At 63.9% G+C, this 21055-nt stretch carries 26 protein-coding genes; 16 read left to right on the top strand and 10 right to left on the bottom strand.

Annotated elements, in window-relative coordinates; genetic code table 11:
* Window positions 1–77: 77 nt before the first annotated feature.
* The 3 genes from ACXAG6_RS00745 to trpS all read right to left on the bottom strand — a co-directional run bounded on the left by ACXAG6_RS00745 (window position 78) and on the right by trpS (window position 3930).
* Entirely contained in the window at window positions 78–581 is a 504-nt protein-coding gene (locus ACXAG6_RS00745; protein WP_475334079.1) for a VOC family protein, read from the bottom strand.
* A 418-nt stretch (window positions 582–999) separates the two neighbouring features.
* Window positions 1000–2571: a hypothetical protein gene (locus ACXAG6_RS00740; protein ID WP_475334078.1), complete on the bottom strand. Its 1572-nt coding sequence runs from the start codon at window positions 2569–2571 to the stop codon at window positions 1000–1002.
* 339 nt (window positions 2572–2910) lie between these two features.
* Window positions 2911–3930 carry a tryptophan--tRNA ligase gene (gene trpS / locus ACXAG6_RS00735; protein ID WP_475334077.1) on the bottom strand — a complete coding sequence of 340 codons (1020 nt, stop codon included), beginning with the start codon at window positions 3928–3930 and terminating at the stop codon, window positions 2911–2913.
* 75 nt (window positions 3931–4005) lie between these two features.
* On the opposite strand from trpS, the gene ACXAG6_RS00730 reads away from it, so the two are divergent.
* From ACXAG6_RS00730 to ACXAG6_RS00710, 5 genes are read left to right on the top strand one after another with little or no spacing between them, the layout of a single operon-like run.
* Window positions 4006–4692 (top strand): rhomboid family intramembrane serine protease, encoded by a 687-nt coding sequence (locus ACXAG6_RS00730; protein WP_475334075.1) that lies wholly within the window; start codon window positions 4006–4008, stop codon window positions 4690–4692.
* A gap of 53 nt (window positions 4693–4745) precedes the next feature.
* Window positions 4746–5210 carry a RidA family protein gene (locus tag ACXAG6_RS00725; protein WP_475334074.1) on the top strand — a complete coding sequence of 155 codons (465 nt, stop codon included), beginning with the start codon at window positions 4746–4748 and terminating at the stop codon, window positions 5208–5210.
* Window positions 5207–5962 carry a glycerophosphodiester phosphodiesterase family protein gene (locus tag ACXAG6_RS00720; RefSeq protein WP_475334073.1) on the top strand — a complete coding sequence of 252 codons (756 nt, stop codon included), beginning with the start codon at window positions 5207–5209 and terminating at the stop codon, window positions 5960–5962. Before ACXAG6_RS00725 ends, ACXAG6_RS00720 begins: the two co-directional genes overlap by 4 nt.
* Window positions 5963–5994: 32 nt before the next feature.
* Window positions 5995–7176 carry a GNAT family N-acetyltransferase gene (locus ACXAG6_RS00715; RefSeq protein ID WP_475334071.1) on the top strand — a complete coding sequence of 394 codons (1182 nt, stop codon included), beginning with the start codon at window positions 5995–5997 and terminating at the stop codon, window positions 7174–7176.
* Window positions 7173–7430, top strand: coding sequence for a 4a-hydroxytetrahydrobiopterin dehydratase (locus ACXAG6_RS00710; protein ID WP_475334070.1), 258 nt, complete (start codon window positions 7173–7175; stop codon window positions 7428–7430). The genes ACXAG6_RS00715 and ACXAG6_RS00710 overlap by 4 nt, the downstream gene beginning before the upstream one ends.
* Before the next feature lie 81 nt (window positions 7431–7511).
* On the opposite strand, the gene ACXAG6_RS00705 is transcribed toward ACXAG6_RS00710, so the two are convergent.
* Entirely contained in the window at window positions 7512–8000 is a 489-nt protein-coding gene (locus ACXAG6_RS00705) for a peroxiredoxin (protein WP_140015834.1), read from the bottom strand.
* 85 nt (window positions 8001–8085) lie between these two features.
* On the opposite strand from ACXAG6_RS00705, the gene ACXAG6_RS00700 reads away from it, so the two are divergent.
* From ACXAG6_RS00700 to ACXAG6_RS00685, 4 genes are read left to right on the top strand one after another with little or no spacing between them, the layout of a single operon-like run.
* A complete protein-coding gene (locus ACXAG6_RS00700; RefSeq protein WP_475334069.1) occupies window positions 8086–9288 on the top strand; it encodes an NAD(P)/FAD-dependent oxidoreductase in 1203 nt (400 codons plus the stop codon).
* Complete coding sequence (gene rsmD / locus ACXAG6_RS00695; RefSeq protein WP_475334068.1) at window positions 9285–9836, top strand: 16S rRNA (guanine(966)-N(2))-methyltransferase RsmD; 552 nt, start codon at window positions 9285–9287, stop codon at window positions 9834–9836. The genes ACXAG6_RS00700 and rsmD overlap by 4 nt, the downstream gene beginning before the upstream one ends.
* Window positions 9833–10489 (top strand): HAD family hydrolase, encoded by a 657-nt coding sequence (locus tag ACXAG6_RS00690; protein ID WP_475334066.1) that lies wholly within the window; start codon window positions 9833–9835, stop codon window positions 10487–10489. Before rsmD ends, ACXAG6_RS00690 begins: the two co-directional genes overlap by 4 nt.
* The gene (locus tag ACXAG6_RS00685) at window positions 10482–10853 is read left to right on the top strand and encodes a hypothetical protein (protein ID WP_475334065.1); all 372 of its coding nucleotides are present in this window, start codon (window positions 10482–10484) and stop codon (window positions 10851–10853) included. The genes ACXAG6_RS00690 and ACXAG6_RS00685 overlap by 8 nt, the downstream gene beginning before the upstream one ends.
* A gap of 41 nt (window positions 10854–10894) precedes the next feature.
* Here ACXAG6_RS00685 and map read toward each other — a convergent pair whose 3' ends face one another.
* On the bottom strand, window positions 10895–11707 hold the full coding sequence (map, locus tag ACXAG6_RS00680; protein WP_475337889.1) for a type I methionyl aminopeptidase: 813 nt from the start codon (window positions 11705–11707) through the stop codon (window positions 10895–10897).
* A gap of 190 nt (window positions 11708–11897) precedes the next feature.
* On the opposite strand from map, the gene ACXAG6_RS00675 reads away from it, so the two are divergent.
* A complete protein-coding gene (locus tag ACXAG6_RS00675) occupies window positions 11898–12755 on the top strand; it encodes a mechanosensitive ion channel family protein (RefSeq protein ID WP_475334063.1) in 858 nt (285 codons plus the stop codon).
* 32 nt (window positions 12756–12787) lie between these two features.
* On the opposite strand, the gene sfsA is transcribed toward ACXAG6_RS00675, so the two are convergent.
* Window positions 12788–13486, bottom strand: a complete 699-nt coding sequence (sfsA, locus tag ACXAG6_RS00670) for a DNA/RNA nuclease SfsA (protein ID WP_475334062.1) — start codon at window positions 13484–13486, stop codon at window positions 12788–12790.
* 48 nt (window positions 13487–13534) lie between these two features.
* Here sfsA and ACXAG6_RS00665 point away from each other — a divergent pair, with 48 nt between their 5' ends.
* The 4 genes from ACXAG6_RS00665 to ACXAG6_RS00650 are packed head-to-tail and all read left to right on the top strand — an operon-like array spanning window position 13535 to window position 16576.
* Entirely contained in the window at window positions 13535–14257 is a 723-nt protein-coding gene (locus ACXAG6_RS00665) for a competence/damage-inducible protein A (RefSeq protein WP_475334060.1), read from the top strand.
* The gene (locus ACXAG6_RS00660; RefSeq protein ID WP_475334059.1) at window positions 14254–14988 is read left to right on the top strand and encodes a GNAT family N-acetyltransferase; all 735 of its coding nucleotides are present in this window, start codon (window positions 14254–14256) and stop codon (window positions 14986–14988) included. Before ACXAG6_RS00665 ends, ACXAG6_RS00660 begins: the two co-directional genes overlap by 4 nt.
* The gene (locus tag ACXAG6_RS00655) at window positions 14985–15572 is read left to right on the top strand and encodes a peroxidase-related enzyme (protein WP_475334058.1); all 588 of its coding nucleotides are present in this window, start codon (window positions 14985–14987) and stop codon (window positions 15570–15572) included. The genes ACXAG6_RS00660 and ACXAG6_RS00655 overlap by 4 nt, the downstream gene beginning before the upstream one ends.
* Window positions 15569–16576, top strand: a complete 1008-nt coding sequence (locus ACXAG6_RS00650; protein ID WP_475334057.1) for an OmpA family protein — start codon at window positions 15569–15571, stop codon at window positions 16574–16576. The genes ACXAG6_RS00655 and ACXAG6_RS00650 overlap by 4 nt, the downstream gene beginning before the upstream one ends.
* Before the next feature lie 52 nt (window positions 16577–16628).
* Here ACXAG6_RS00650 and ACXAG6_RS00645 read toward each other — a convergent pair whose 3' ends face one another.
* A complete protein-coding gene (locus ACXAG6_RS00645; RefSeq protein WP_475334055.1) occupies window positions 16629–17213 on the bottom strand; it encodes a TetR/AcrR family transcriptional regulator in 585 nt (194 codons plus the stop codon).
* A 72-nt stretch (window positions 17214–17285) separates the two neighbouring features.
* Here ACXAG6_RS00645 and ACXAG6_RS00640 point away from each other — a divergent pair, with 72 nt between their 5' ends.
* On the top strand, window positions 17286–17714 hold the full coding sequence (locus tag ACXAG6_RS00640; RefSeq protein WP_475334054.1) for a VOC family protein: 429 nt from the start codon (window positions 17286–17288) through the stop codon (window positions 17712–17714).
* Window positions 17715–17781: 67 nt separating this feature from the next.
* On the opposite strand, the gene ACXAG6_RS00635 is transcribed toward ACXAG6_RS00640, so the two are convergent.
* The gene (locus tag ACXAG6_RS00635) at window positions 17782–18687 is read right to left on the bottom strand and encodes a LysR family transcriptional regulator (protein WP_475334052.1); all 906 of its coding nucleotides are present in this window, start codon (window positions 18685–18687) and stop codon (window positions 17782–17784) included.
* Between the two features lie 279 nt (window positions 18688–18966).
* Window positions 18967–19527: a type 1 glutamine amidotransferase domain-containing protein gene (locus ACXAG6_RS00630; protein WP_475334050.1), complete on the bottom strand. Its 561-nt coding sequence runs from the start codon at window positions 19525–19527 to the stop codon at window positions 18967–18969.
* Window positions 19528–19873: 346 nt separating this feature from the next.
* Between ACXAG6_RS00630 and ACXAG6_RS00625 the strand changes: the two genes are divergently transcribed.
* Entirely contained in the window at window positions 19874–20119 is a 246-nt protein-coding gene (locus ACXAG6_RS00625) for an EF-hand domain-containing protein (protein WP_140015821.1), read from the top strand.
* 140 nt (window positions 20120–20259) lie between these two features.
* Here the strand turns inward: ACXAG6_RS00625 and blaOXA are convergent, their stop codons facing one another.
* The gene (gene blaOXA, locus ACXAG6_RS00620; RefSeq protein WP_475334049.1) at window positions 20260–21051 is read right to left on the bottom strand and encodes a class D beta-lactamase; all 792 of its coding nucleotides are present in this window, start codon (window positions 21049–21051) and stop codon (window positions 20260–20262) included.
* Window positions 21052–21055 lie beyond the last annotated feature (4 nt).

The raw sequence follows: 21055 nt of genomic DNA, 5'->3' as shown, positions 1-21055 counted from the left end.
CCTCGCTCCCTTGCCGGCACCCTAGGAGGGGGAGGAGTCCTTGGGGTGACGGTTGGGTGACAGATCTGTAACAGCGGTCAGGCTGTTTCGGTGGCCTCGTTCAGCAGGGCCTCAAGGTCGAGCGGGGCCGTGACCATGGCGAGGTTGCCGTCGGCATCGCGGGGCCAATCCTCGGGGTCACGATCCCAGTAAAGCTCTACTCCGTTCTGGTCCGGGTCCCGCAGGTAGAGGGCCTGGCTGACGCCGTGATCGGAGGCGCCATCAAGCGGAATGTCGTTTTCAATCAGGCGCTTGAGCGCATCCGCGAGGGCGGCGCGGGTGGGGTAGAGGATGGCGGTGTGAAACAGGCCGGTGGTGCCGGGAGGCGGCGGGGTGCCGCCCTTGCTCTGCCATGTGTTAAGGCCGATGTGGTGGTGGTAACCGCCAGCGGAAAGGAAGGCAGCCTCAGGGCCGTATTTCTGTGTGAGCTCAAAGCCGAGCACGCCGGAATAGAAGGCGAGGGCACGATCGAGATCGGCGACTTTGAGGTGGACGTGCCCAATGCGGGTGCCGGGATGAACGGGGGTGACGGAGCGGGTCATTTCGGGGCCTTTCAGTTGCTTGAAGCAAAGATAGGCTGGCCTGTAATTTCGCGCAATTCTACGCGTGAGCGCCGATGATGTGCGATAATACGAAGGTGGCGCGGGCCGTTAAGGTTTCTGCCGCGGGCGGGTCAGGTGGCGAAAAAGCAGAGGGCAACAAGTGATGCACATCCTATGCACAAGTGATGCATACGCGGTTTTTGCACATGAGGGGTGGGGATTGTGGTTAATGGTGCGGGGGGGTGGGGGTGGACGAACTACACGATACCCCGGCGATACTAAAACTCTCGGCTGACAATAAGATTTCCGCCGGCCTCCACTTCTTGCGTAACTACACGACTACACCAACACCAGCGCGTGCCCTAAAGGGACCTTCTGGTAGCCGCGACGAAGCATTCACCCCTGCGCCGAGAACGCTCTATCGGGAGGCACTCCAGACATCTTCGTCGTCCTCGTCCATGCCGTGGTGATTGTCGAAGGAGTCCTCTTGATCATCTTTCACGAGCGGAAAAAAATGTTTCTCGAATGCTGCAGCGAGTTCAGTCTCGTGCTGGCATTCAAATGCGTCCAGCACGTCTGGCCGGAGCTTTAGATCGACAGTGTATCGCGTAGATTTGGTTTCTGCTTTCGCTTTTTCCACAAGCGCAACCATATCGCCTTCGATATTACCGCTCGTCCACAACTCGAAATGAACCTTCAGCCGAGACCAGTCGGGATGCCTGCGCGCAAATTTATATAACCTTGGGACGCGTATCTGCAGCCAGCGCTGGATCTGCTCGTTCGGGACGGTGGCATAAGGGCTATAACCCTTGCACTCGACAAACGTTACAGAGACTCCATTTCGGATAACTACGACATCAGCTTCCGCTTCGCCTTCTTGGACCTTGTATTTCTGGTTCAGGGCGACGTTATCGGCACCCCGACGCCAATGGGCCGCTACCATGAACTCGAAGAGTGTTCCGCGCAGTTGCGTTGCAGCGCCTTCAATCCTCCCAAGACGTCCAAATATGTCATCGAGCTTCTTCTGGTCGACGACGTTTCGCGCGACGTTAATGAGGACCGAAGCCACTTGTGTTAGTGCCTCGGCAACCTCCGTTCCAAAGAGCGTACGAGGCGTGGCTGGAATGATGCCCTTCTGTTTTAGTAGCTGGAACGCCGTTCTTGTGTACCTCTCAGCAACGAACATCTGCAAACAAGGGCCAACATTCCGAAGCGATCTAAGTGTCGTGCACTTGCGAACGAAGGGCTCAACTCCCCAAACCGGCACCGCGTGTGCCAGCAATACATCGGCCACGAGGAAGCCGGGTTTGGGTTTTCCACTATTCGACACCGTGGACATACCACCCAGATATGTCGGTGCGGTGAGGTCCCAGGCAAAAGTTCCGACTTTGGCCAGCTTCTCACCGCCGCGTATGGCGACTCTGTCATAGCTCACAAGCCCGAGTTTTTTCGCCCAGTCACGTAACGCAGCAAGCAAAATGCCTTCTGCCGTAAGCCGCGCGAGGGTCGCCACACCTACATCCTCATAGTACTCATCGTCCTTAGCCAGAGCGATGCATGGCCCGACCCCGGGAATTGTGATGCGCCTGAATAGTCCTATCTCTTCGAGTCGTGCCGCGATCACGTCTGGCGAAAGATGGCGCGCCTGGCGAACCGGCGCTCCCGATACGATGGGAAAATGGGCCTCAGGCACAATGTCACCGCGCGCTCGTACAGCCGCTATTGCGTATCCATATGCTGAGTTGGTGGACTGCAATGCATCGATGAGGCGAGACCAATACAGTTCGCTACCGAATTGGCTAGGCAGGTAGACGAACCGGGCTTTGCGCGGGAAAACTAGGTCGCCCAATCGTTTGACTTCACTTCTGGAGCGAGAAACGCGCTTGCGAGCAGCTTCTGGCGAGATGCCCTCAGTGGCAACAAGGCCCTCAGAAATTTCGCTAGTGAGGCTCGGCCCGTTGTCCCTCAGATACTCAACCACAGCATCCATGATCCGGCGTTCCCGTAGATGTCACACAGCGCTATTAATAACTTACGTTCATGACAATGCGAGAAGAAAAGTCACCAATATGTTAACAAATTGATAAACAATAGGAAAATAGGTGATGATGCTGTCTTTGCGAGAAGTGCTGTCACAGTCGTGTGTCCGTTTCTGTCAAGAAAGCGCGGCAGCTTGCTCATGTAGAGCTTCTTCTAAGGTCAATCAGAGCCGGACTGCGTATTGTCCTTCGGCGCGATTATGAGCGGTTGGCTTGCCATCCCACTGACGCGCCTGTTGGCACCTAACAGCTATCACTTGCCCCGAAGTGGCTCCACGTCCCACCTCCCCTCAACTCCGCACCAACCCCACAATCTCATACGTCCGCTCCAGCACCGGGGCGGCGATCTCCCGTGCGCGGTCTCTCCCAACCCCCAGCAGGCGATCGATCTCTGCGGGGTCGGCCATCAGGCGGCGCATTTCGTCGCTGATGGGCGCCAGTTTCTCTACCGCCAAATCCGCGAGGGCGGGTTTGAACTGGCCCCAGCCTGCGCCGGCGTATTCGGCGATTACCGACTCTTGCGTGCCGCCGGAGAGGGAGGCGTAGATGTCGACGAGGTTTTTGGCTTCGGGGCGGTCTTTCAGGCCGTTCGGCGACTCCGGCAGGGGGGCCGGGTCGGTGCGGGCCTTTTTGAACTTCTTGGCGATGGTGTCGGCGTCGTCGAGCATGTTGATGCGCTCCATGTCGCTTTCGCCGGACTTGGACATCTTCTTGCTTCCGTCGCGCAGGTTCATCACCCGCATGCCGGGGCCTTCGATCACCGGTTCGGTCATCGGGAAGAAATCGACCTTGTAGTCGTGGTTGAACTTGGCGGCGATGTCGCGGGTCAGCTCGACGTGCTGCTTTTGGTCCTCGCCCACGGGCACGTGGGTGGCGTGGTAGAGCAGGATGTCGGCGGCCATCAGCGAGGGGTAGGCGTAGAGGCCGAGCGAGACCTTCTCGGCGTTGCTTCCGGCCTTTTCCTTGAACTGGGTCATCCGGTTCATCCAGCCGACGCGGGCGACGCAGTTGAAGATCCAGCCCAGCTCGGCGTGCTCGGGCACCTGGCTCTGGTTGAAGAGGATCGACTTTGACGGGTCGATTCCGCTCGCGAGCATACCGGCGGCGACCTCATAGGTGGCCTTGCGCAGCTCTGCCGGGTCTTGCCAGACGGTGATGGCGTGAAGGTCGACGACGCAATAGATGCTTTCCGTCCCCTCCTCCTGCATGTCCACCCAGCGCTTGATGGCGCCGAGGTAGTTGCCGAGGGTGAGCCCGCCGGAGGGCTTGATGCCCGAGAAGATGCGGGGGGTGAAGCTGGTGTCGGACATGGGGCGTGCCTTGTCTGGTCAAATCTGCCCTGCTCGCTTACCCACGGGGGCGGGAAAGTTCAACAAGAGGTCGTCATGGACTGGGATCACAATGCCTCGCCGTTCAATGCCGTGCCGCCGGTGGTGCTGGCGTTGGTTGGCCTGATGGGGGCGGCCGAGCTGTGGTTTATGCTGAGCCAGGCCGGGATTGTGGGCAACACCCGGGGTGGGGATGATGCGCGGATCTTCGCGTTGCAGCGGTTTGCGTTTTCGGGCGAGATCATGAGCATGATGGTGGAGCGCGGGGAGTATCCGGCCAGCCAGTTGATGCGGATTGTGACCTATCCGTTCGTGCATGGCGGGTTCACCCATATGCTGTTTGCCGCGGTGTTCACGCTTGCGCTGGGCAAGATGGTGGGCGAGGTGCTGGGGCAGGTGGCGGTGGTGGTGCTGTTCTTTGCCGGGACGGTGGTCGGGGCGTTGGCTTTTTGGCTGCTGGCCGGGGGTGGGGCGCTTTATGGCGCGTTTCCGGGGGCTTATGCGCTGATTGGCGGCTATACCTACATCATGTGGGTGCATTACGGCCATATGGGCGAAAGCCAGTATCGGGCCTTTACGCTGATCGGGGTGCTGCTGGTGTTTCAGCTGGTGTTCGGCGTGCTCTTTGGGGCGGGGAACGACTGGATCGGAGATATCGGCGGGTTCTTTGCCGGGTTGTTCCTGAGCGTGCCGCTGGCGCCGGGGGGCTGGCAGCGGCTGATGGCGCGGCTGCGGCGGAGGTAGCTTGACGGGGTGCCGGGGCGGGGCCATGGTCCGCCCGAAAAGGAGATGTACCCATGCCCGGAACCTATGAGACCCGCCTTGCAGAGCTTGGCGTTACCCTGCCCGAAGCCAGCGCCCCTGCGGCCAACTACGTGCCCTACGTAGAGGCGGGCGGGCTGCTTTATGTCAGCGGCCAGATCTCGATGGAAAATGGCGAGATGATCAAGGGCAAGCTGGGCGATGACATGGGCGTGGAGGCCGGTGTGGCCGCTGCGAAGGTCTGCGCGGTGAACCTGCTGGCGCAGGTGAAGGCGGCCTGTGGGGGCGATCTCGACAAGCTGGAGCGGGTGGTGAAGCTGACCGCCTTCGTGAACTCGACCGCCGGTTTTGGCGAGCAGCCGAAGGTGGTGAACGGCGCGTCCGATTTCCTCGTAGAGGCCCTCGGTGACGCGGGGCGGCATGCGCGCTCGGCCGTCAGCGCGGCCTCCTTGCCCTTTGGCGTGGCGGTGGAGATCGAAGGGATCTTCAAGCTGAAATGAGCCTGCCCGACGCCTTTTTGACCCGCCCCATCGCGCACCGGGGCTACCATGACCGGGCCGCGGGGCGGGTGGAAAACTCGCGCGCGGCCTTTGCAGCGGCGATTGAGGCGGGCTACGGGATAGAGCTGGACATCCAGCCCTCGAAGGATGGCGTGGCGATGGTGTTCCATGACTACGCCCTCAGCCGCCTGACTGGCGAAACCGGGCCGGTGGCGCAGCGCACGGCGGAGGAGCTGGGGCAGATCATGCTCACCGATGGCGGCGAGGGTATCCCGACGCTGGCAGAGGTGCTGGCGCTGGTGGACGGCCGGGTGCCGCTGCTGATCGAGATCAAGGATCAGGACGGGGCGCTGGGGCCGAACGTGGGCGCGCTGGAGCGGGCCGTGGCGGAGGCGCTGGGGGGCTACGCGGGCGAGATGGCGCTGATGAGCTTCAACCCGCATTCGATGGCGGTGATGGCGGAGCTGCTGCCGGATGTGGCGCGCGGGCTGACGACCGATAACTACGAGCCGGAGAGCTGGACGACTGTGCCCGAGGCGCGGCGGGCGGAGCTGCGGGCGATCCCCGATTACGACCGGGTGGGGGCCTGTTTTATCAGCCACCGCCACGGGGCGCTGGGCCAGCGCCGGGTGGCGGAGTTAAAGGCGCAGGGTGCCGAAATTCTGTGCTGGACGATCCGCAGCGCGGCGGAAGAGGCCGAGGCGCGGAAGGTTGCCGCCAATGTGACCTTTGAGGGCTACGCCGCCGCTTGACGCCGCGCTGCGGCGCAACGAGTTTGGCAGATATGGACGGCTCCCGCGAGATCAGCGTTGAAACGATAGACAGCCTCGGCGCGGTCACGCCCGAGGATTGGGACGCCTGCGCCGCGCCGGGCGGCGGGCGGGCTGAAGACCCGTTTACCACCTACCGGTTTTTGAAGGCGCTGGAAGACAGCGGCTCGGTGGGCGGGCGGTCTGGCTGGCAGCCGACCTACCTGCTGGCGCGGGCGGGCGAAGAGCTGATTGCCTGCGCGCCGATGTATGCCAAGTTTCACAGCCAGGGCGAGTATGTGTTTGACCACTCCTGGGCCCATGCCTTTGAGCGGGCGGGGGGCGATTATTATCCGAAGTTGCAGATCGCCGCGCCCTTCACCCCGGTGCCGGGGCGGCGTTTTTTGGTGAAGCCCGGCTGGGAGCGGATCGGGATGAGCGCGCTGGTGCAGGGTGCGGTGCAGGTGGCGGCGAAGGCCGGGCTTTCTGGCGTGCATGCCACGTTTTGCACCGAGGAAGAGGCCGAGGCGGGCGCGCAGATGGGGCTGATGCACCGGCGGGGGCAGCAGTTTCATTGGGAGAACCGGGACTACGCGGATTTTGATGGCTTCCTGGCCGATCTGAGCAGCCGCAAGCGCAAGATGATCCGCAAGGAGCGGCGGCAGGCGCAGGGGTTTGGCGGGCGGATCCTGCGGCTGACCGGCGAGCAGATTGAGCCGGAGCATTGGGATGCCTTCTGGCAGTTTTATCAGGACACCGGGGCGCGGAAATGGGGCTCGCCCTACCTGACGCGGGCATTCTTTGACGAGGTGCAGGCCGGAATGCGCGATGATGTGCTGCTGGTGCTGGCCGAGCGCGAGGGGGCCTATGTGGCCGGGGCGCTCAACTTCATCGGGCGGGACGCGCTGTTTGGCCGGTATTGGGGCTGCACCGAGCAACACCCCTGCCTGCATTTCGAGCTGTGCTACTACGTGGCCATCGAGGAGGCGATTGCGCGGGGGCTGGCGCGGGTGGAGGCCGGGGCGCAGGGCGAGCACAAGCTGGCGCGGGGGTATTTGCCGAAGGAGACGCACTCGCTGCATTGGGTGGCCGACGAGGGCTTCAGGCGGGCGATTGCGGATTTTCTGGAGGAGGAGGCCCGGGCGGTGGACTACGAGATTGAAGTGCTGACGGGCTACGGGCCGTTCAGGCGCGAGCATCGGGAGGAGCAGGATTGACGCTGGAAGAGTTGCAGGCTGCGGGCTGGGAGAGGGACGGGGAGGTGCTGTGCAAGACCTTCAAGTTCCGGACTTTCTCGGAGGCTTTCGGCTGGATGGCGCGGGTGGCGCTGGCGGCGGAGAAGGCGGACCATCATCCGGATTGGTCGAATTCGTGGAACAAGGTCGAAGTGCGGCTGACGACGCATTCGGAAAAGGCGCTGACGGAGAAGGATTTGAAGCTGGCGTCGGTGATGGAGCGGTTGGCGGGGTAGCCGGGGTGGTGGGCAGATTGCCCACCTACGGGGTTATGTGCTGCCATCCCCGGGCTTGGCCCGAGGATGGCGGGGCAAGGTTTACAGCGCGTCGAGGATCGCGTTGCCGCCGGAGATCGAGCATTCGCCGGGGCTGTTCTCGATGTTGAGGGTTTGCACCACGTTGTCGTAGGCGATGAGGGCGTAGCGCTGGGAGCGGTCGATCAGGCCGACGGGCGGGGCGGTGAAGGCCATGCCGATTTCTTTGGTGAAGCTCGCCTCGGCGTCTCCCAGCAGGTGGATGCCAGCCTTGTCGGCGCCGGTGTCCTTTGCCCATGCGTCCAGCACGAAGGGATCGTTGACCGACACGCAGATCACCTCGGCCACGCCGGCCTCGCGCAACTTATCCATGTTGTCGATGAAGCTGGGCATGTGGGAGGTGGAGCAGACGCCGGTGAAAGCGCCGGGCAGGCCGAAGATTACAACCTTCTTGCCGGTGGTGATGTCTTTCAGGGCCACTTGTTCGGGCCCTTCAGCGCCCATCCGCACGAAAGTTGCCGATGGTAGCGTGTCGCCGACCGAGATTTGCATGATTGTCTCCCATTTTCTATTTGCTGTTCGCGGTATTCAGGTCATGAGTTGCCGCTGAAGCGCCGGAATGCAAGGGAGTATGGCCATGGATATCGTCGTAATCGGGGCAGGGCAGGCGGGATCATCGCTGGTGAGCAAGCTGCGGGCGCTTGGCCATGAAGGCGGGATTACACTTATCGGCGAGGAGCCCGTGGTGCCCTATCAACGCCCGCCGCTGAGCAAGGCCTACCTGCTGGGCGAGATGGACATTGAGCGGCTCTACCTGCGCAGCGAAGAGTTTTATGCCGAGCAGAACATCACCCTGAAGCTGGGTGCGCAGGTGACGGGGATCGACCGCGAGCACCGGGAGGTGCATCTGGGCGAGGCGCGGGTGAAATACGACATGCTGGCGCTGACAACGGGCAGCACCCCGCGCCGCCTGCCTGCGGCGATTGGCGGTGATCTCGACGGTGTGTTCACCGTGCGCACGCTGGCTGACATTGACCGGATGCAGCCGGAGCTGGGTGCGGGCAAGAAGGCGCTGATCATCGGCGGCGGCTATATCGGGCTGGAGGCGGCGGCGGTGTGCGCCAAGCTGGGGCTGGATGTGACGCTGGTGGAGATGGCCGACCGGATCCTGCAACGGGTCGCCGCGCCGCAGACCTCGGATTACTTCCGCGCGCTGCACGAGAGCCATGGCGTGGATATCCGCGAGGGCACCGGGCTGGAGAAGCTGATTGGCGAGGGCCGTGTCAGTGGCGCGTTGCTGACCGATGGCGAGGAACTGGCGGCGGATGTGGTGATTGTGGGCGTTGGCATCACCCCCTGCACCCAGATTGCCGAGCTGGGCGGGCTGATCCTGGACAACGGGATCAAGACCGATGCTCAGGGGCGCACCTCGGACCCGGCGATTTTTGCCGCCGGGGATTGCGCGTCTTTCCCGTGGAAGGACGGGCGCATCCGGTTGGAGTCGGTGGGCAATGCGATTGACCAGGCGGAGGTGGTGGCGGCCAATATGCTGGGGGCGGAGATGCCCTATGTCGCCAAGCCGTGGTTCTGGAGCGATCAATATGACACCAAGCTGCAAATCGCCGGGTTGAACACCGGCTATGATGAGATCGTCACACGGGGCGAGGGCGATGCGGTGAGCTTTTGGTATTACTGCGGCGATGAGCTGCGGGCGGTGGATGCGCTGAACGATCCACGGGCCTACATGGTTGGCAAGCGGCTGATTGAGGCTGGCAAGAGCCCCGACAAGGCGGCGCTGGCCGACCCGGCGACCGAGCTGAAGGCGCTGCTGAAGGCGTGAGGATCGTTGGTGGCAAGTTTCGCGGCACGGCGCTGGCAGCGCTGGGCAAGGGCGATGCGGGGGCGCATTTGCGGCCCACGTCCGACCGGGTGCGGGAGGCGCTTTTCAACGTGCTGGCGAGCCGGGGCGGGGTGGAGGGCGCGCGGGTGCTCGATCTTTTCGCGGGCACCGGAGCGCTGGGCTTGGAGGCCTTGAGCCGGGGCGCGAGCCATGTGACGGCGGTGGATGACGGGCACAAGGCGCGGGCGCTTATTCGCGAGAACGTGGAGAAGCTGCGCGCGATGGGCGAGGTGAAGCTCTATCGCCGCGATGCCTGCCGGATGGGCGAGAACCGGGGGGCGGGGTTTGACCTGGTGTTTCTCGATCCGCCTTACGGCAAGGGCCTCGGGCAGCGGGCGCTGGCCTCCGCCGTGGAGGGCGGCTGGATTGTCGAGGGGGCGCTGATCGTTTGGGAAGAAGCTGCGCCGATGGAGCCGCCGGAGGGGTTTTCGCTGGAGGGCCACAGGGCCTATGGCGACACGCACATCACGCTGATGGAGCGCCAATGACCCCGGAACTTGTGATTTTTGACTGCGATGGCGTGCTGGTGGACAGTGAGGGGCCATTGGCGGCGTTGGCGGTGGAAGACCTTGCGGGGCATGGCTTTGAGGTTGCGCCGGAGGACTTCCATGACCGGTTCGTGGGCGGCACGCTGGCTGATGTGGAGCGGCGGTTGCGCGAGGCCGGGGCGAAATTGCCTGAGAATTGGCATATGGACCTTTACGAAAAGGTCTTTGCGCTGATGGATGCGGGCGTACCGGTGAGCGCGGGCACGGCGGAGATGCTGGACTGGCTTGAAGGTGCGGGCGTGCAGGTGGCGGTGGCCTCCAACGGACCGATGCGCAAGATGCAGGGCTCGCTTGGCGCGTCGGGGCTGTTCGTGCGGTTGGGCGGGCGGATCTTTTCTGCCCATGACCATGGCACCGCCAAGCCAGAGCCGGGGCTGCTGCTGAAGGCGGCGGAGGCTGCCGGGGTGCATCCGGCGCGGACCGTGATGGTGGATGACAGCCCGGTGGGCGCGGCGGCGGCAAAGGCCGCCGGGATGCGGTTTTTCGGCTATGTCGAACATGGCAATGCCGAGAAGATGGCGGCGCTGGACGTGCCCTTGGTGCGCTCGATGCGCGAGCTGCGCGCAGGGTTGGAGGGGTTGGGACTTGGCTGACAAACCGGCACTCCCGGACCACTTCTGCCCCGGCTGCGGGGCAGAGAGGAAGGCCTTCCTGCGCTACCCTTGGCACTTCTGCAACGATTGCCGTGCGCTCGCCTGTGACAAGGACGGACGGCGGATCGACTGCTACAACACCCATCCGGGCGGCGGCTTTGGCTGGCGTTACGCGGAAGAGCCGGAGGCCGAGCTACGTGTCTGCTACGGGGTGATTGCGCTCATCAAGGGGCGGCCCGTCTACCTCCATGAAGCCCGCTTTGGCGGCGTTGTTGCGGAGCCGTTGGCGGAGAGCGCAAGGGTTGACCGGCGCGGCGTATGGCGGATTGACGGGCGGTTTCCGGTGGAGCCAGAGGGGCGGTGAACCGGCTGGCGGGTGCGCCATGACTGCGCACCCTACGGGCGTCAGGCGGAATAGGTGGGGTGGAAGCGGCCTGCGGGCGAGAGCGTGAAAATCTCTGCCCCGTCGGCGGTGATGCCGACAGAATGCTCGAACTGCGCCGAGAGAGACTTGTCGCGGGTCACGGCTGTCCAGTCATCGGAGAGAACCTTGGTCTCGGGGCGGCCAAGGTTGACCATTGGCTCGATGGTGAAAAACATGCCCTCTTCCAGCACCGGGCCGGTGCCGGGGCGGCCATAGTGCAGCACGTTGGGCGGGGCGTGGAACACCCGGCCCAGCCCGTGGCCGCAGAAGTCGCGCACCACCGACATGCGGTGGCTTTCGACATAGCTCTGGATCGCATGGCCGATGTCACCGAAGGTTTTGCCGGGGCGGGCCGCCTCGATTCCGTGCATCAGCGCATCATGGGTCACCTCGATCAGCCGCTCGGACTTGCGAGAGAGGTTGCCGGCCACGAACATGCGTGAGGTATCGCCAAACCAGCCATCGACAATCACCGTGACGTCGATGTTGAGAATGTCGCCATCCTTCAGCTTTTTCTCGCCGGGGATGCCGTGGCAGACCACGTGGTTTACCGAGATGCAGGAGGCGTGCTTGTAGCCCTTGTAGCCGATGGTGGCCGATTTGGCCCCGGCCTCGTTGACCCGCCGCTCGATCTCTGCGTCGATCTCGCCGGTGGTGGCGCCGGGCACCACAAGGGGAATGCAGGCATCCAGAATTTCAGCGGCCAGCTTGCCTGCTGCGTGCATCCCGGCGAAATCTTCCGCCGCGTGAATGCGAATACCGTCTCGTGTCAGCCGCTCGCGCGTTTCATCCATCATGGTCTTCGTCTCTTGGAGTTTCTCTCACCCAATAGGCCCTTTGACCGCGAAACGCTAGGTCGGCTCTGGCCACTTCCGCTTTCAAGCCGGAACGTTTTTTGACATGTCGGCGTTGAGGCATTGTGAATACGGCGTTTTTTGCGCCGCATATGTCATGTGACGCAAGGGAAAGACGGGGCATACCGGCATGGAATTTCTGAACAATCTGATGAGCACGCCGGTAGGGGCGGACAAGGTGCTGGGGGACTATCTGACGATAGGGTTCCTGGCCTCCATCCTTGGCAGCGTGGTGACGGCGATCCTGATCTTGATCGTCGGTTTCGTTATCGCCGGGTGGGTGAAGCGGCGGATCGTTGGCATTGCCGAGAAGAACCCGAAGCTGGATGACACGCTGTTCCACTTCCTTGGCAATATCGTGCGCTGGGTGATCCTTGGGTTCTGTTTCCTGATCGTTCTCAACACCTTCGGGGTGCAGACCACCTCGATCATCGCCGCCATCGGTGCCGCCGGTCTGGCGGTTGGCCTTGCGTTGCAGGGCACGCTCTCGAACGTGGCTGGGGGCGTGATGATCATCGTGTTCCGGCCGTTCAAGATGGGCGATTTCGTGGAGATCGACGGGCAGATGGGCACGGTGAAGGACATCACGCTGAACACCACCGAGCTGGCGGACCTCAGCAATGTGCAGGTGATCGTGCCCAACAGCGATGTCTGGGGCAACACGATCAAGAATTACTCCACCAACAAGACCCGCCGCGCGGAGTGGACCTTTGGCGTGGGGTATGGTGCGAACCTTGCGAAGGCGGAGCAGGTGATCCGCGACACGATCATGGCTGACAGCCGCTCCAAGACCGATCCTGAGCCGTTCTTTCAGGTGACGAACCTTGGCGACAGCTCGGTGGACTTCCTCGTGCGGGTCTGGGTCGATGCGGGCGATTACTTTGCCTACAAGGCGGATATCACCCGCAAGGTGAAAGAGGCGCTGGACAGCGCGGACATCGACATCCCCTTCCCGACGCGGACGGTTTACACGATGGCCGCCGAGTAGCGGCTGTCGGGGTGGTGGGCAGATTGCCCACCCTACAGGAGCGGAAGCGGTGCGCCCGGGGTGATCGCCTCGGGCGTTATGCTGCATGAGAGCGCCATGGCCTCGACCCCGGCGGCGCGGGCGGCGTTGAAGGCCTCTGCATAGGCCGGGTCGATATCGGCGGCGACGGAGACGCGGGTAGCGTCGGTACGTTGGACGAGGAAGAGCACCACGGCGCGGTGGCCCTGCGCGGCCATGGCGGCGAGGTCGGCCATGTGGCGGGCACCTCGGGCGGTGACGGTATCGGGGAACTCGGCGAGGCCCGGTTGGCGCATGAGGGTGACGCTCTTGATTTCGAGGTAGCAGGCGGGGCCGGTGCCGGTGAGCAGGAAATCCACCCGGCTTCTCTCGCCATAGGGGACTTCGGCGCGGATCTCGGCGTAGCCGGTGAGACCGGGCACGGTGCCTGCCCGCAGCGCCTCGGCCAGCGCCCGGTTGGGAAGGGCGGTGTCGATGCCGGTGAAGTGGCCTGCGCCGTGCTCGACCAGCCGCCAGCCGTATTTCAGCTTTTTCTTCGGGTCCTCGTTCGGCTCCAGCCAGATGCGGGTGCCCGGCTCGGCCAGCCCGGTCATCGCGCCGGGGTTGGGGCAATGGGCCACCACCTCGCGGCCATCTTCCAGCTGAACATCGGCGAGGAACCGCTTGTAGCGGCGCAGCAGACGGGCCGGGACGAGAGGGGTGGCGAAGCGCATGGGGCGGGCCTATACCGGCAGGCAGGAAGGCTCAAGGAACGACCACCTATGAATAACCCGACCGCCGCGATGCTGGTGATTGGCGACGAGATCCTCTCTGGCCGCACCCGTGACAGCAACATGCACCACTTGGCGGGGGAGTTGACCAAACGGGGGATCGACCTGCGCGAAGTGCGGGTGGTGAGCGATGATCGGGGCGCGATTGTTTCCGCCGTTCAGGCGCTGTCGCTGCGCTTTGACCATGTGTTCACCTCCGGCGGCATTGGCCCCACCCATGATGACATTACCGCCGAAGCGGTGGCTGCCGCCTTTGGCACCACCGCGCCGCAGCGCGCCGATGCGCTGAAGCTGCTGGGGGATCACTACGCGGCGCGGGGCGTTGAATTTACCGAGGCGCGCAAGCGGATGGCGCGGGTGCCGGAGGGCGCGGCGCTGATCGAGAACCCGGTGAGCGTTGCGCCGGGTTTCACCCTTGAGAACGTGCATGTGATGGCCGGGGTGCCGAACGTGTTTGAAGCGATGGTGGCGGGCGTGCTGGCCACGCTGGAAGGTGGCGCACCGCTGCTCAGCCAGAGCCTGCGGGTGATGCAGGGCGAGGGCGTGGTGGCCGATCCGCTGGGCGCGCTGGCGGAGGAATTTGCGGACCTGTCGTTCGGCTCCTACCCGTTTCAGCAGGACGGGGCCTATGGCACCAACATCGTGGTGCGCGGGCAGGATGCCGCGCGGCTGGATGCGGCGATGGTGCGGCTGGTGGAGCTGTTCGGCACGTGACACCCGACCTTGACGCCCTCTTCGCCGCGCTTGATGCCACTTGGCCGGCAGCAAGCGTGGTGGAGGCCGGGGCGTGGCGGGTGCGCGAGGGGGCCGGGGGCGGAAGCCGGGTGTCATCGGCCACAACTGCAGATGAAGAGGCCGATCTATCGGAAATGGAAGCCGCCCAAGCGGCGCTGGGGCAGACCCCGCTGGTGCGGCTGCGGGGCGAACAGGCGCGGCTTGATGCGCGGCTGGAGGCAGCGGGCTACGTGGCGAAAGACCCAACCAACATTCGCCTCGCCCCGGTTGAGCGACTGGCGGCGGGCGCCTTGCCGCCTGTTCGGGTCTTTGCGGTGGAATTTCCGCCGCTGACGATCCAACGCGAGATGTGGGCCGAAGGCGGCATCGGGCCGGAGCGGGTGGCGGTGATGGAGCGGGCGAAAGGGCCTAAGACGGCGCTGCTGGGCCGCTCGAACGACACGCCTGCGGGCACAGCCTTTGTGGCCCTTGATGGCGATATTGCTATGTTGCACGCGCTGGAGGTGCGGCCTGCGATGCGTCGGCAAGGGGCCGCCGTCAACATGATGCGTGGCGCGGCGCGTTGGGCACAAGATCATGGCGCGCGCTGGATGACAGTTCTCGTCACGCAACAGAATGCCGCGGCAAATGCGTTGTATGAACGGTTAGAAATGGATTTGATGGGCCACTACCTGTATCGTCAGGGACAGGCCCGACAAGAGGCCCGATGAGAGGCAGAGATTTGGCAAAGACTGAGAGCGTGACAGCGCTCGACCTTCCCATGGTCGACCCGCTGCCCGAGGATACGGCGAAGTACTTCGACATTTGCGAGGAGAAGCTGGGCCTCGTGCCCAATGTGCTGAAGGCCTATGCCTTTGATATCGACAAGCTGAACGCCTTCACTGCGCTCTACAATGACCTGATGCTGGCCGACAGCGGACTGACCAAGCTGGAGCGCGAGATGATCGCGGTGGTCGTCTCTTCGATCAACCATTGCTTCTACTGTCTTGTCGCCCACGGGCAGGCGGTGCGGGCCCTCAGCGGCGACCCGGCGCTGGGGGAGCAGATGGTGATGAATTACCGGGTGGCCGACCTGCCCGAGAAGCAGCGCAAAATGCTGGATTTCGCTGCAAAATTGACAGAATCGTGCGCCAAGGTGGATGATGAAGACCGCGCCGCGCTGCGCGCTGTCGGTTGGAGCGACCGGGACATCTGGGATATCGCCTCGGTTGCTGGCTTCTTCAACATGACCAACCGTGTGGCGACGGCAACGGAAATGCAACCGAACCCGGAGTATCACGGCCAAAACCGATGACCCTTCGACTGGCCCTTCTGGCCGCAACGCTGTTTGCCCCCTGTGCGGGCGTTGCCGATGCCCTCAGGCTGGAGTTTCCGGCCGGTGCCCGCCAGACGGCGGAGCAGGTGGAGAGCTTTGGCAGCTACCGTGTTGCGATCAGCCCGTTCCGCAACGGCGACATCCAGAGCCTTTGGGCCGAGGGGCAGGTGCGCCAGCAGGCCTGGCAGGTGCAGACGCGGGGGATGACAACGCTGCAATTGCTCGCGCCGCTGCGCGAGCAGGTGGAGGCGGCGGGCTTTGAGGTGATTTTCGAATGCGAGGCGCGGGAGTGCGGCGGCTTCGATTTTCGCTATGCCACCGAGAACATCCCCGAGCCGGACATGCATGTGGACCTTGGCGATTATCGCTTCATGGCTGCGCATCGGATGGGCGAGGAGCGGCCTGAGTATGTGTCCTTCCTTGTGAGCCGCTCGTCGGGCCGGGGGTTTGTGCAGATCACCCGCGTCGGGCCGGAAGAGGCGGAGGCCGATGTGCTGGTGGCCTCGACCAAGAACCCCGACATTACCGCGCCTGACCTTGCCGTGGAGCCGGATCAGGAAGAGGTGGCCGGGGCGCCGGTGGGGCTCACGGCCCCGAGCACCACGGCGATGCCGCTCACCCAACAGCTTGAGATTCATGGCCGCGCAGTGCTGGAAGATCTGGATTTCCCTACCGGTTCCTCGCGGCTGGAGGCGGGCGATTATACCTCGCTCGATCTGCTGGCGGGCTACCTGAAGACCCACCCGGAGCGCTCTGTTGTGCTGGTGGGCCATACCGATGCCGAGGGCTCGCTGGCGGGCAATATCGCCCTGTCGAAGAAGCGCGCCGGGGCGGTGCAGGCGCGGCTGACGGCGCTGGGCGTGCCGGGCAGCCAGATCAAGGCCGAGGGCGTGGGCTTTCTGTCGCCTCTCACCTCAAACCTGACCGAGAAGGGCCGGCAGGCCAATCGGCGGGTGGAGGCCATTCTTTCATCAACGGAATAAGCGGGCCGCTCGTCCGCCCTTCGAGGCGTCCTCGCGGGGGAGGACGGGGGCACTACGGGTGCGGTGCGGCGAGCTGCTTGAGCAGATGGGTGAGGGCCGCGCGGTAGGGCGCTGCCTCTGCGCCTTCGGCGATGGCGAGGGCGGCACTGTCGAACATGGCGGAGAGCAGGCGGGCGGTTTCGGGCACCGGGGCGGCGATGTTGAGGGCGGTGAGCGCCTCGCGCAGGGTGGCGCCGCCGGTTTCATCGTCGAGCTTGGCAATCTCGGTGGGGCCGAGCACCGCGGGGCCTTCGACCAGCATCAGGCGCGCGCGGCCCGGGGCTTTCATCGCGGCAAAATAGGCGTCGGCCCCTGAGAGCAGCGCCTCGATGATGTCGGGGCCGGGGGGGGCGGCAGCGCGAATCGCGTTGGCCACGGCTTCGGCTTCGGTGCGGAGGACGGCGCGGAACAGGTCTGTCTTGTCGGCAAAGTGGTGGTAGAGCGCGCCGCGGGTCATGCCCGCCGCGGCCACCAGCTCAGGCGTGCCGGTGCCTGCGAAGCCCTTGGAAACAAAGCACTCCCTTGCGGCAGACAGCAGCGCTGCGCGGGTTTCGCGGCGACGATCGGCGTTGGAGCGTCGCGGAGATTCTTGTTGCATACATACATCCTGTATGTTTATGGACAAGATACACATACACAGTGTATGTTTATTTCGACAGGGAGAACACCCATGAAATCATCGCAATATTACCCGGTGCTGATGTGCGAAGAGGTGCCGCCTCGGGCAGAGTTCTACATCCGGCATTTTGGCTTTCGGGCGCTGTTCGAAGCGGATTGGTACGTGCATTTGCAGTCCGAAGCCGATGAGGGCGTTAATCTGGCGCTGCTGCAACGCGACCACGAGACCATTCCGGAGGTGGGGCGCGGTGTGTCAGCGGGCGGGATGCTGCTGAACTTCGAGGTGGAGGATGTGGATGCGGTACATGCCCGGCTGAGCGCCGAGGGGCTGCCGATGTTGGTGGATCTGCGGTCTGAAGACTTTGGTCAGCGGCATTTCATCACCGCCGATCCGGGCGGCGTGCTGATTGACGTGATCACCCCGATCCCGCCGTCACCGGAGTTTGCAGCGCAGTTCGAGCAAGGGGCAGTGCCGCTCTGAAGAAAATAGGCCGGGCATTGCGCCCGGCCGAGTCTGTCTTCTGGGGAAACATTGGCAAGCCAGTGGCTTACCAGGTATCCGGGCCCTTCGTTGCGAAACTCTGGACCAGGAAATCAATGAACGCGCGAACCTTAGGCTGGGTGAAGCGGCCGGGCGGGTAGACGGCGTAGATGCCAAGCATCTCGACCGGAAGATCGGGGATGGCCTCTTGCACGAGGCCCTCCTTCTCGGCCTCGCAGTAGAGGAAGTTGGGCAGGTAGGCGATGCCGAGGCCGGAGATCGCGGCATTCAGCAGCGATTGGCCATCGTTGACGGTAAGCCAGCCAGCGGTGCGCACCTGACGCTTCTCGCCCGAGGGGGCGGTGAGTTTCCAGACGTTGCCGGAGGACTGGTTGGAATAATGCAGCAGCTTGTGCTCGTTTAGATCGTCGATCTTTTCGGGGCGGCCATATTTTTCAAAGTAGGCAGGCGAGGCGATCATGCGTTTGGTGGTGTCGGCCAGCTTGCGGGCGCGCAGGGTGCTGTCTTCCAGCTCGCCGATGCGGATGGCCATGTCGAAGCCTTCCGAGATCAGCTCGACGTAGCGGTTGTTGAGCACCATGTTCACGGTGATGTCGGGGAACTCGCGCAGAAACTCGCCCAGCACCGGGCTGAGATGATTCACCCCGAAGTCGGTGGCGACGGAAATGCGCAGCAGCCCGGAGGGGGCCGATTGCATGGAGGTAACCAGCGCATCGGCTTCGCCCGCGTCATTCAGCACGCGGCGGGCGCGGTCGTAATAGGCAAGGCCGATCTCGGTGGGAGACACGCGGCGCGTGGTGCGGTTGAGCAGGCGCGCACCGAGCCGGGCCTCCAGAGAGGAGACGTGTTTTGAGACGGCGGATTTCGAGATCCCCATTTTCTTGGCCGCATCTGTGAAGCCGCCTTGGTCTACGACCGTGGCGAAGGCTTCCATTTCGGTCAGACGATCCATTCCGCACTACCTCTGCTCGTGTTATTTCCGAGCTTGGGTATGGCTATCAATTCGGGCGCAAATGGGACGGGAGCCGGACAATACCGGGGAAATCGGGGCGATCGTAAGGCCAGTGGAAACGCGTGGACGTAGGGGCAAGTGCGGCCATATCCGGCGCAAGCCCCTGTTACGCAAGGAACATGTCGGGAAAACCATGCTTTTGGGCTGAAAAGGCTGTGGGGGCCGGTGGCGGCAAGGCCTTAACCTTGCCGCTCCTTTTGGGCCGCTCGTGGCGCGCCGTCAGGCCGCCTTGCGGGAATGTACGCCTTCTTCGATCTCCTCAACGATCTTGGAGACGAAGGCCTTGAGGTCGTCGGGCTTGCGGGAGGTGACGATTCCATTGTCGGCCACCACTTCGCGGTCGACGTAATGGGCGCCTGCGTTCTTCAGGTCGGTCTTGATGGAATTGTAGCAGGTCATCTCGCGGCCCTCGACAATGCCGGCCTCGATCAGCACCCATGGGGCGTGGCAGACGGCGGCAATGGTTTTGCCGGTGTCGTGGAAATCGCGGACCAGCTTGAGCACGTCGATCTCGACGCGCAGCAGGTCGGGGTTGATCTGGCCGCCGGGGATGACGAGGGCGTCATAGTCGGCAGAAGCCACGCTGGAGATTTCGGCGTCTGCCTCGGCCTCGCGGCCCCAGTTGGTGCCTTCCCAACCGGTGACCGGCTTGCCGTCAAGCGTGGCCACATGAACCGTGGCCCCCTTGGCGCGGAGTTGGTCACGCGGAAATTCGAGCTCGGACTGCTCGAAGCCGTTGGTGGCGATCATCAGAATCTTTGCGTCTTCGATGCGGGGCATAAGAATGCTCCTCCTTCTTGCTTCGGATGTGCCGACTCAACGGGAAAACCGGGCGGGGGTTCCTGCCTGCGGATTAGCAGATTGGCGCTCATGGCGCGGCGCGTGGAAATCTGGGCAAAACCCGGCGCAGCGGCGCGTTTGCGGTGGGCGGCAAAAGGACCAGCGGGCGGGACAGGCGGGAAAATGCAGGCTGCGGAATCCGAATTTGGCGGGGCAGCGCCGGGGTTTGGCGGACCGGCGCGGGAGGCATGGAAAAGCGGAGGGCGGCGGACTTACTTCTCTCGTGCAGGCCGCGGCAAGGATGACAGCCGGGGCCGCTTAACCAACTGAGAGGAAGTTAAGAGTAATGACCAAGATCATGATGACAGCCGCAACCATTGCTGCCTTCGCCGCTGCGCCGCTGATGGCCCAAGACGCGCCGATGGTGGAAGACACGGATGGCAACGGCACCTTCTCGATGGAAGAGATGCAGGTAGCCTATCCCGACATCACCGAGGAGATCTTTACCGAGATCGACACCTCGGCTGACGGTGAAGTGGACACCGCCGAATGGGAGGCCGCCGTGGGGGCGGGCCTTCTGACCTCCGGCTAAGACCGGAGCGGCGGCGGGGCAGACCCTACCCATTCCCAGGCGCCCCGCCGCCATTTTTGCAAGTGGCATACTTGCGTGGAGCCGTCAGCCAGCGTGAAGCGGGCTGGCGGTTTTGCGTGTTTGAAGCTGTGCGGCCCGCCTCAGGGCGCGAGGCTTGGCCAGCCTGCCAGAAAGGCCTTGCGGGTGAGGTTGCCGGGGGAGCCTTTGCTGCGCTCCTGCGCCTGTGTCAGCCGGGCAAAGATGAGCCTGCGCCCATCCTTCTCGGCCCAGCCGACATACCAGCCGTAGCCACGGGCATAATCGAAGCTGCGATCTGCCCGGCGGGGGTAGGCGGTGCCGGTTTTGCCGTGCAGGTGCCAGCCGCCGCTTTGGTGGCTTTCGGTGATGGCGCGGGTTTGCGCCATGGCCTGCGGTGACACGGGCAGGGAGCCGGTGGTGAGACCGCGCAGGAAAGCGACCTGCTCGCGTGGCGAGATGGCCAGCGATGAGGCGATCCACGCGCGTTCGAGCCCGTTGTCATGGCCCGGGTCGCCGGAGAAATCGGCGTTGCCGTAGTTCAGGCGGCGGGCGTAGCGGGTGAGCGTGCCTGCGCCGAGCTGGCGGGTCAGGCGCTGGGAATACCAGACTACGGAATAGCGCAGCCAATCGGTTGGGTCGGTGTTGCGCGTCCAGTTGGCCCCGCCCCAGTCGGGGTCGCCCTGCTGGAAGGGCAGCACCGGGGCGTGGGGGCCGGTGAGCAGCCCCGCGTCATAGGCGATGACGGCGAGGGCGAGCTTGAAGGTGGAGGCGGGGGTGGTGCGGGTGTCGCAATCGCCCTCCTCCAGCAGGGTCGCGCCGGTGGTTGCCTCGGTGACGAGGGTGCAGAGCGTGCGGGGCGCGGCCTGCGCTGCCGGGGTGAGGGCAAGGAGGAGGGCGGCAAGGAGCGGGCGCATGGAG

The organism is Vannielia sp. ABF1_015 (genome assembly GCF_056160745.1).
Note: the sequence above shows the minus strand (reverse complement) of the source record. Positions and strands in the feature narration are given on the sequence as shown.

Excerpts from the sequence above, each read along its gene's own strand:
- ACXAG6_RS00745 (WP_475334079.1), bottom strand. The coding sequence starts at position 581 with ATGACCCGCTCCGTCACCCCCGTTCATCCCGGCACCCGCATTGGGCAC.
- ACXAG6_RS00740 (WP_475334078.1), bottom strand. The coding sequence starts at position 2,571 with ATGGATGCTGTGGTTGAGTATCTGAGGGACAACGGGCCGAGCCTCACT.
- trpS (WP_475334077.1), bottom strand. The coding sequence starts at position 3,930 with ATGTCCGACACCAGCTTCACCCCCCGCATCTTCTCGGGCATCAAGCCC.
- ACXAG6_RS00730 (WP_475334075.1), top strand. The coding sequence starts at position 4,006 with ATGGACTGGGATCACAATGCCTCGCCGTTCAATGCCGTGCCGCCGGTG.
- ACXAG6_RS00725 (WP_475334074.1), top strand. The coding sequence starts at position 4,746 with ATGCCCGGAACCTATGAGACCCGCCTTGCAGAGCTTGGCGTTACCCTG.
- ACXAG6_RS00720 (WP_475334073.1), top strand. The coding sequence starts at position 5,207 with ATGAGCCTGCCCGACGCCTTTTTGACCCGCCCCATCGCGCACCGGGGC.
- ACXAG6_RS00715 (WP_475334071.1), top strand. The coding sequence starts at position 5,995 with ATGGACGGCTCCCGCGAGATCAGCGTTGAAACGATAGACAGCCTCGGC.
- ACXAG6_RS00705 (WP_140015834.1), bottom strand. The coding sequence starts at position 8,000 with ATGCAAATCTCGGTCGGCGACACGCTACCATCGGCAACTTTCGTGCGG.
- ACXAG6_RS00700 (WP_475334069.1), top strand. The coding sequence starts at position 8,086 with ATGGATATCGTCGTAATCGGGGCAGGGCAGGCGGGATCATCGCTGGTG.
- ACXAG6_RS00690 (WP_475334066.1), top strand. The coding sequence starts at position 9,833 with ATGACCCCGGAACTTGTGATTTTTGACTGCGATGGCGTGCTGGTGGAC.
- map (WP_475337889.1), bottom strand. The coding sequence starts at position 11,707 with ATGGATGAAACGCGCGAGCGGCTGACACGAGACGGTATTCGCATTCAC.
- ACXAG6_RS00675 (WP_475334063.1), top strand. The coding sequence starts at position 11,898 with ATGGAATTTCTGAACAATCTGATGAGCACGCCGGTAGGGGCGGACAAG.
- sfsA (WP_475334062.1), bottom strand. The coding sequence starts at position 13,486 with ATGCGCTTCGCCACCCCTCTCGTCCCGGCCCGTCTGCTGCGCCGCTAC.
- ACXAG6_RS00665 (WP_475334060.1), top strand. The coding sequence starts at position 13,535 with ATGAATAACCCGACCGCCGCGATGCTGGTGATTGGCGACGAGATCCTC.
- ACXAG6_RS00655 (WP_475334058.1), top strand. The coding sequence starts at position 14,985 with ATGAGAGGCAGAGATTTGGCAAAGACTGAGAGCGTGACAGCGCTCGAC.
- ACXAG6_RS00650 (WP_475334057.1), top strand. The coding sequence starts at position 15,569 with ATGACCCTTCGACTGGCCCTTCTGGCCGCAACGCTGTTTGCCCCCTGT.
- ACXAG6_RS00645 (WP_475334055.1), bottom strand. The coding sequence starts at position 17,213 with ATGCAACAAGAATCTCCGCGACGCTCCAACGCCGATCGTCGCCGCGAA.
- ACXAG6_RS00640 (WP_475334054.1), top strand. The coding sequence starts at position 17,286 with ATGAAATCATCGCAATATTACCCGGTGCTGATGTGCGAAGAGGTGCCG.
- ACXAG6_RS00635 (WP_475334052.1), bottom strand. The coding sequence starts at position 18,687 with ATGGATCGTCTGACCGAAATGGAAGCCTTCGCCACGGTCGTAGACCAA.
- ACXAG6_RS00630 (WP_475334050.1), bottom strand. The coding sequence starts at position 19,527 with ATGCCCCGCATCGAAGACGCAAAGATTCTGATGATCGCCACCAACGGC.
- ACXAG6_RS00625 (WP_140015821.1), top strand. The coding sequence starts at position 19,874 with ATGACCAAGATCATGATGACAGCCGCAACCATTGCTGCCTTCGCCGCT.
- blaOXA (WP_475334049.1), bottom strand. The coding sequence starts at position 21,051 with ATGCGCCCGCTCCTTGCCGCCCTCCTCCTTGCCCTCACCCCGGCAGCG.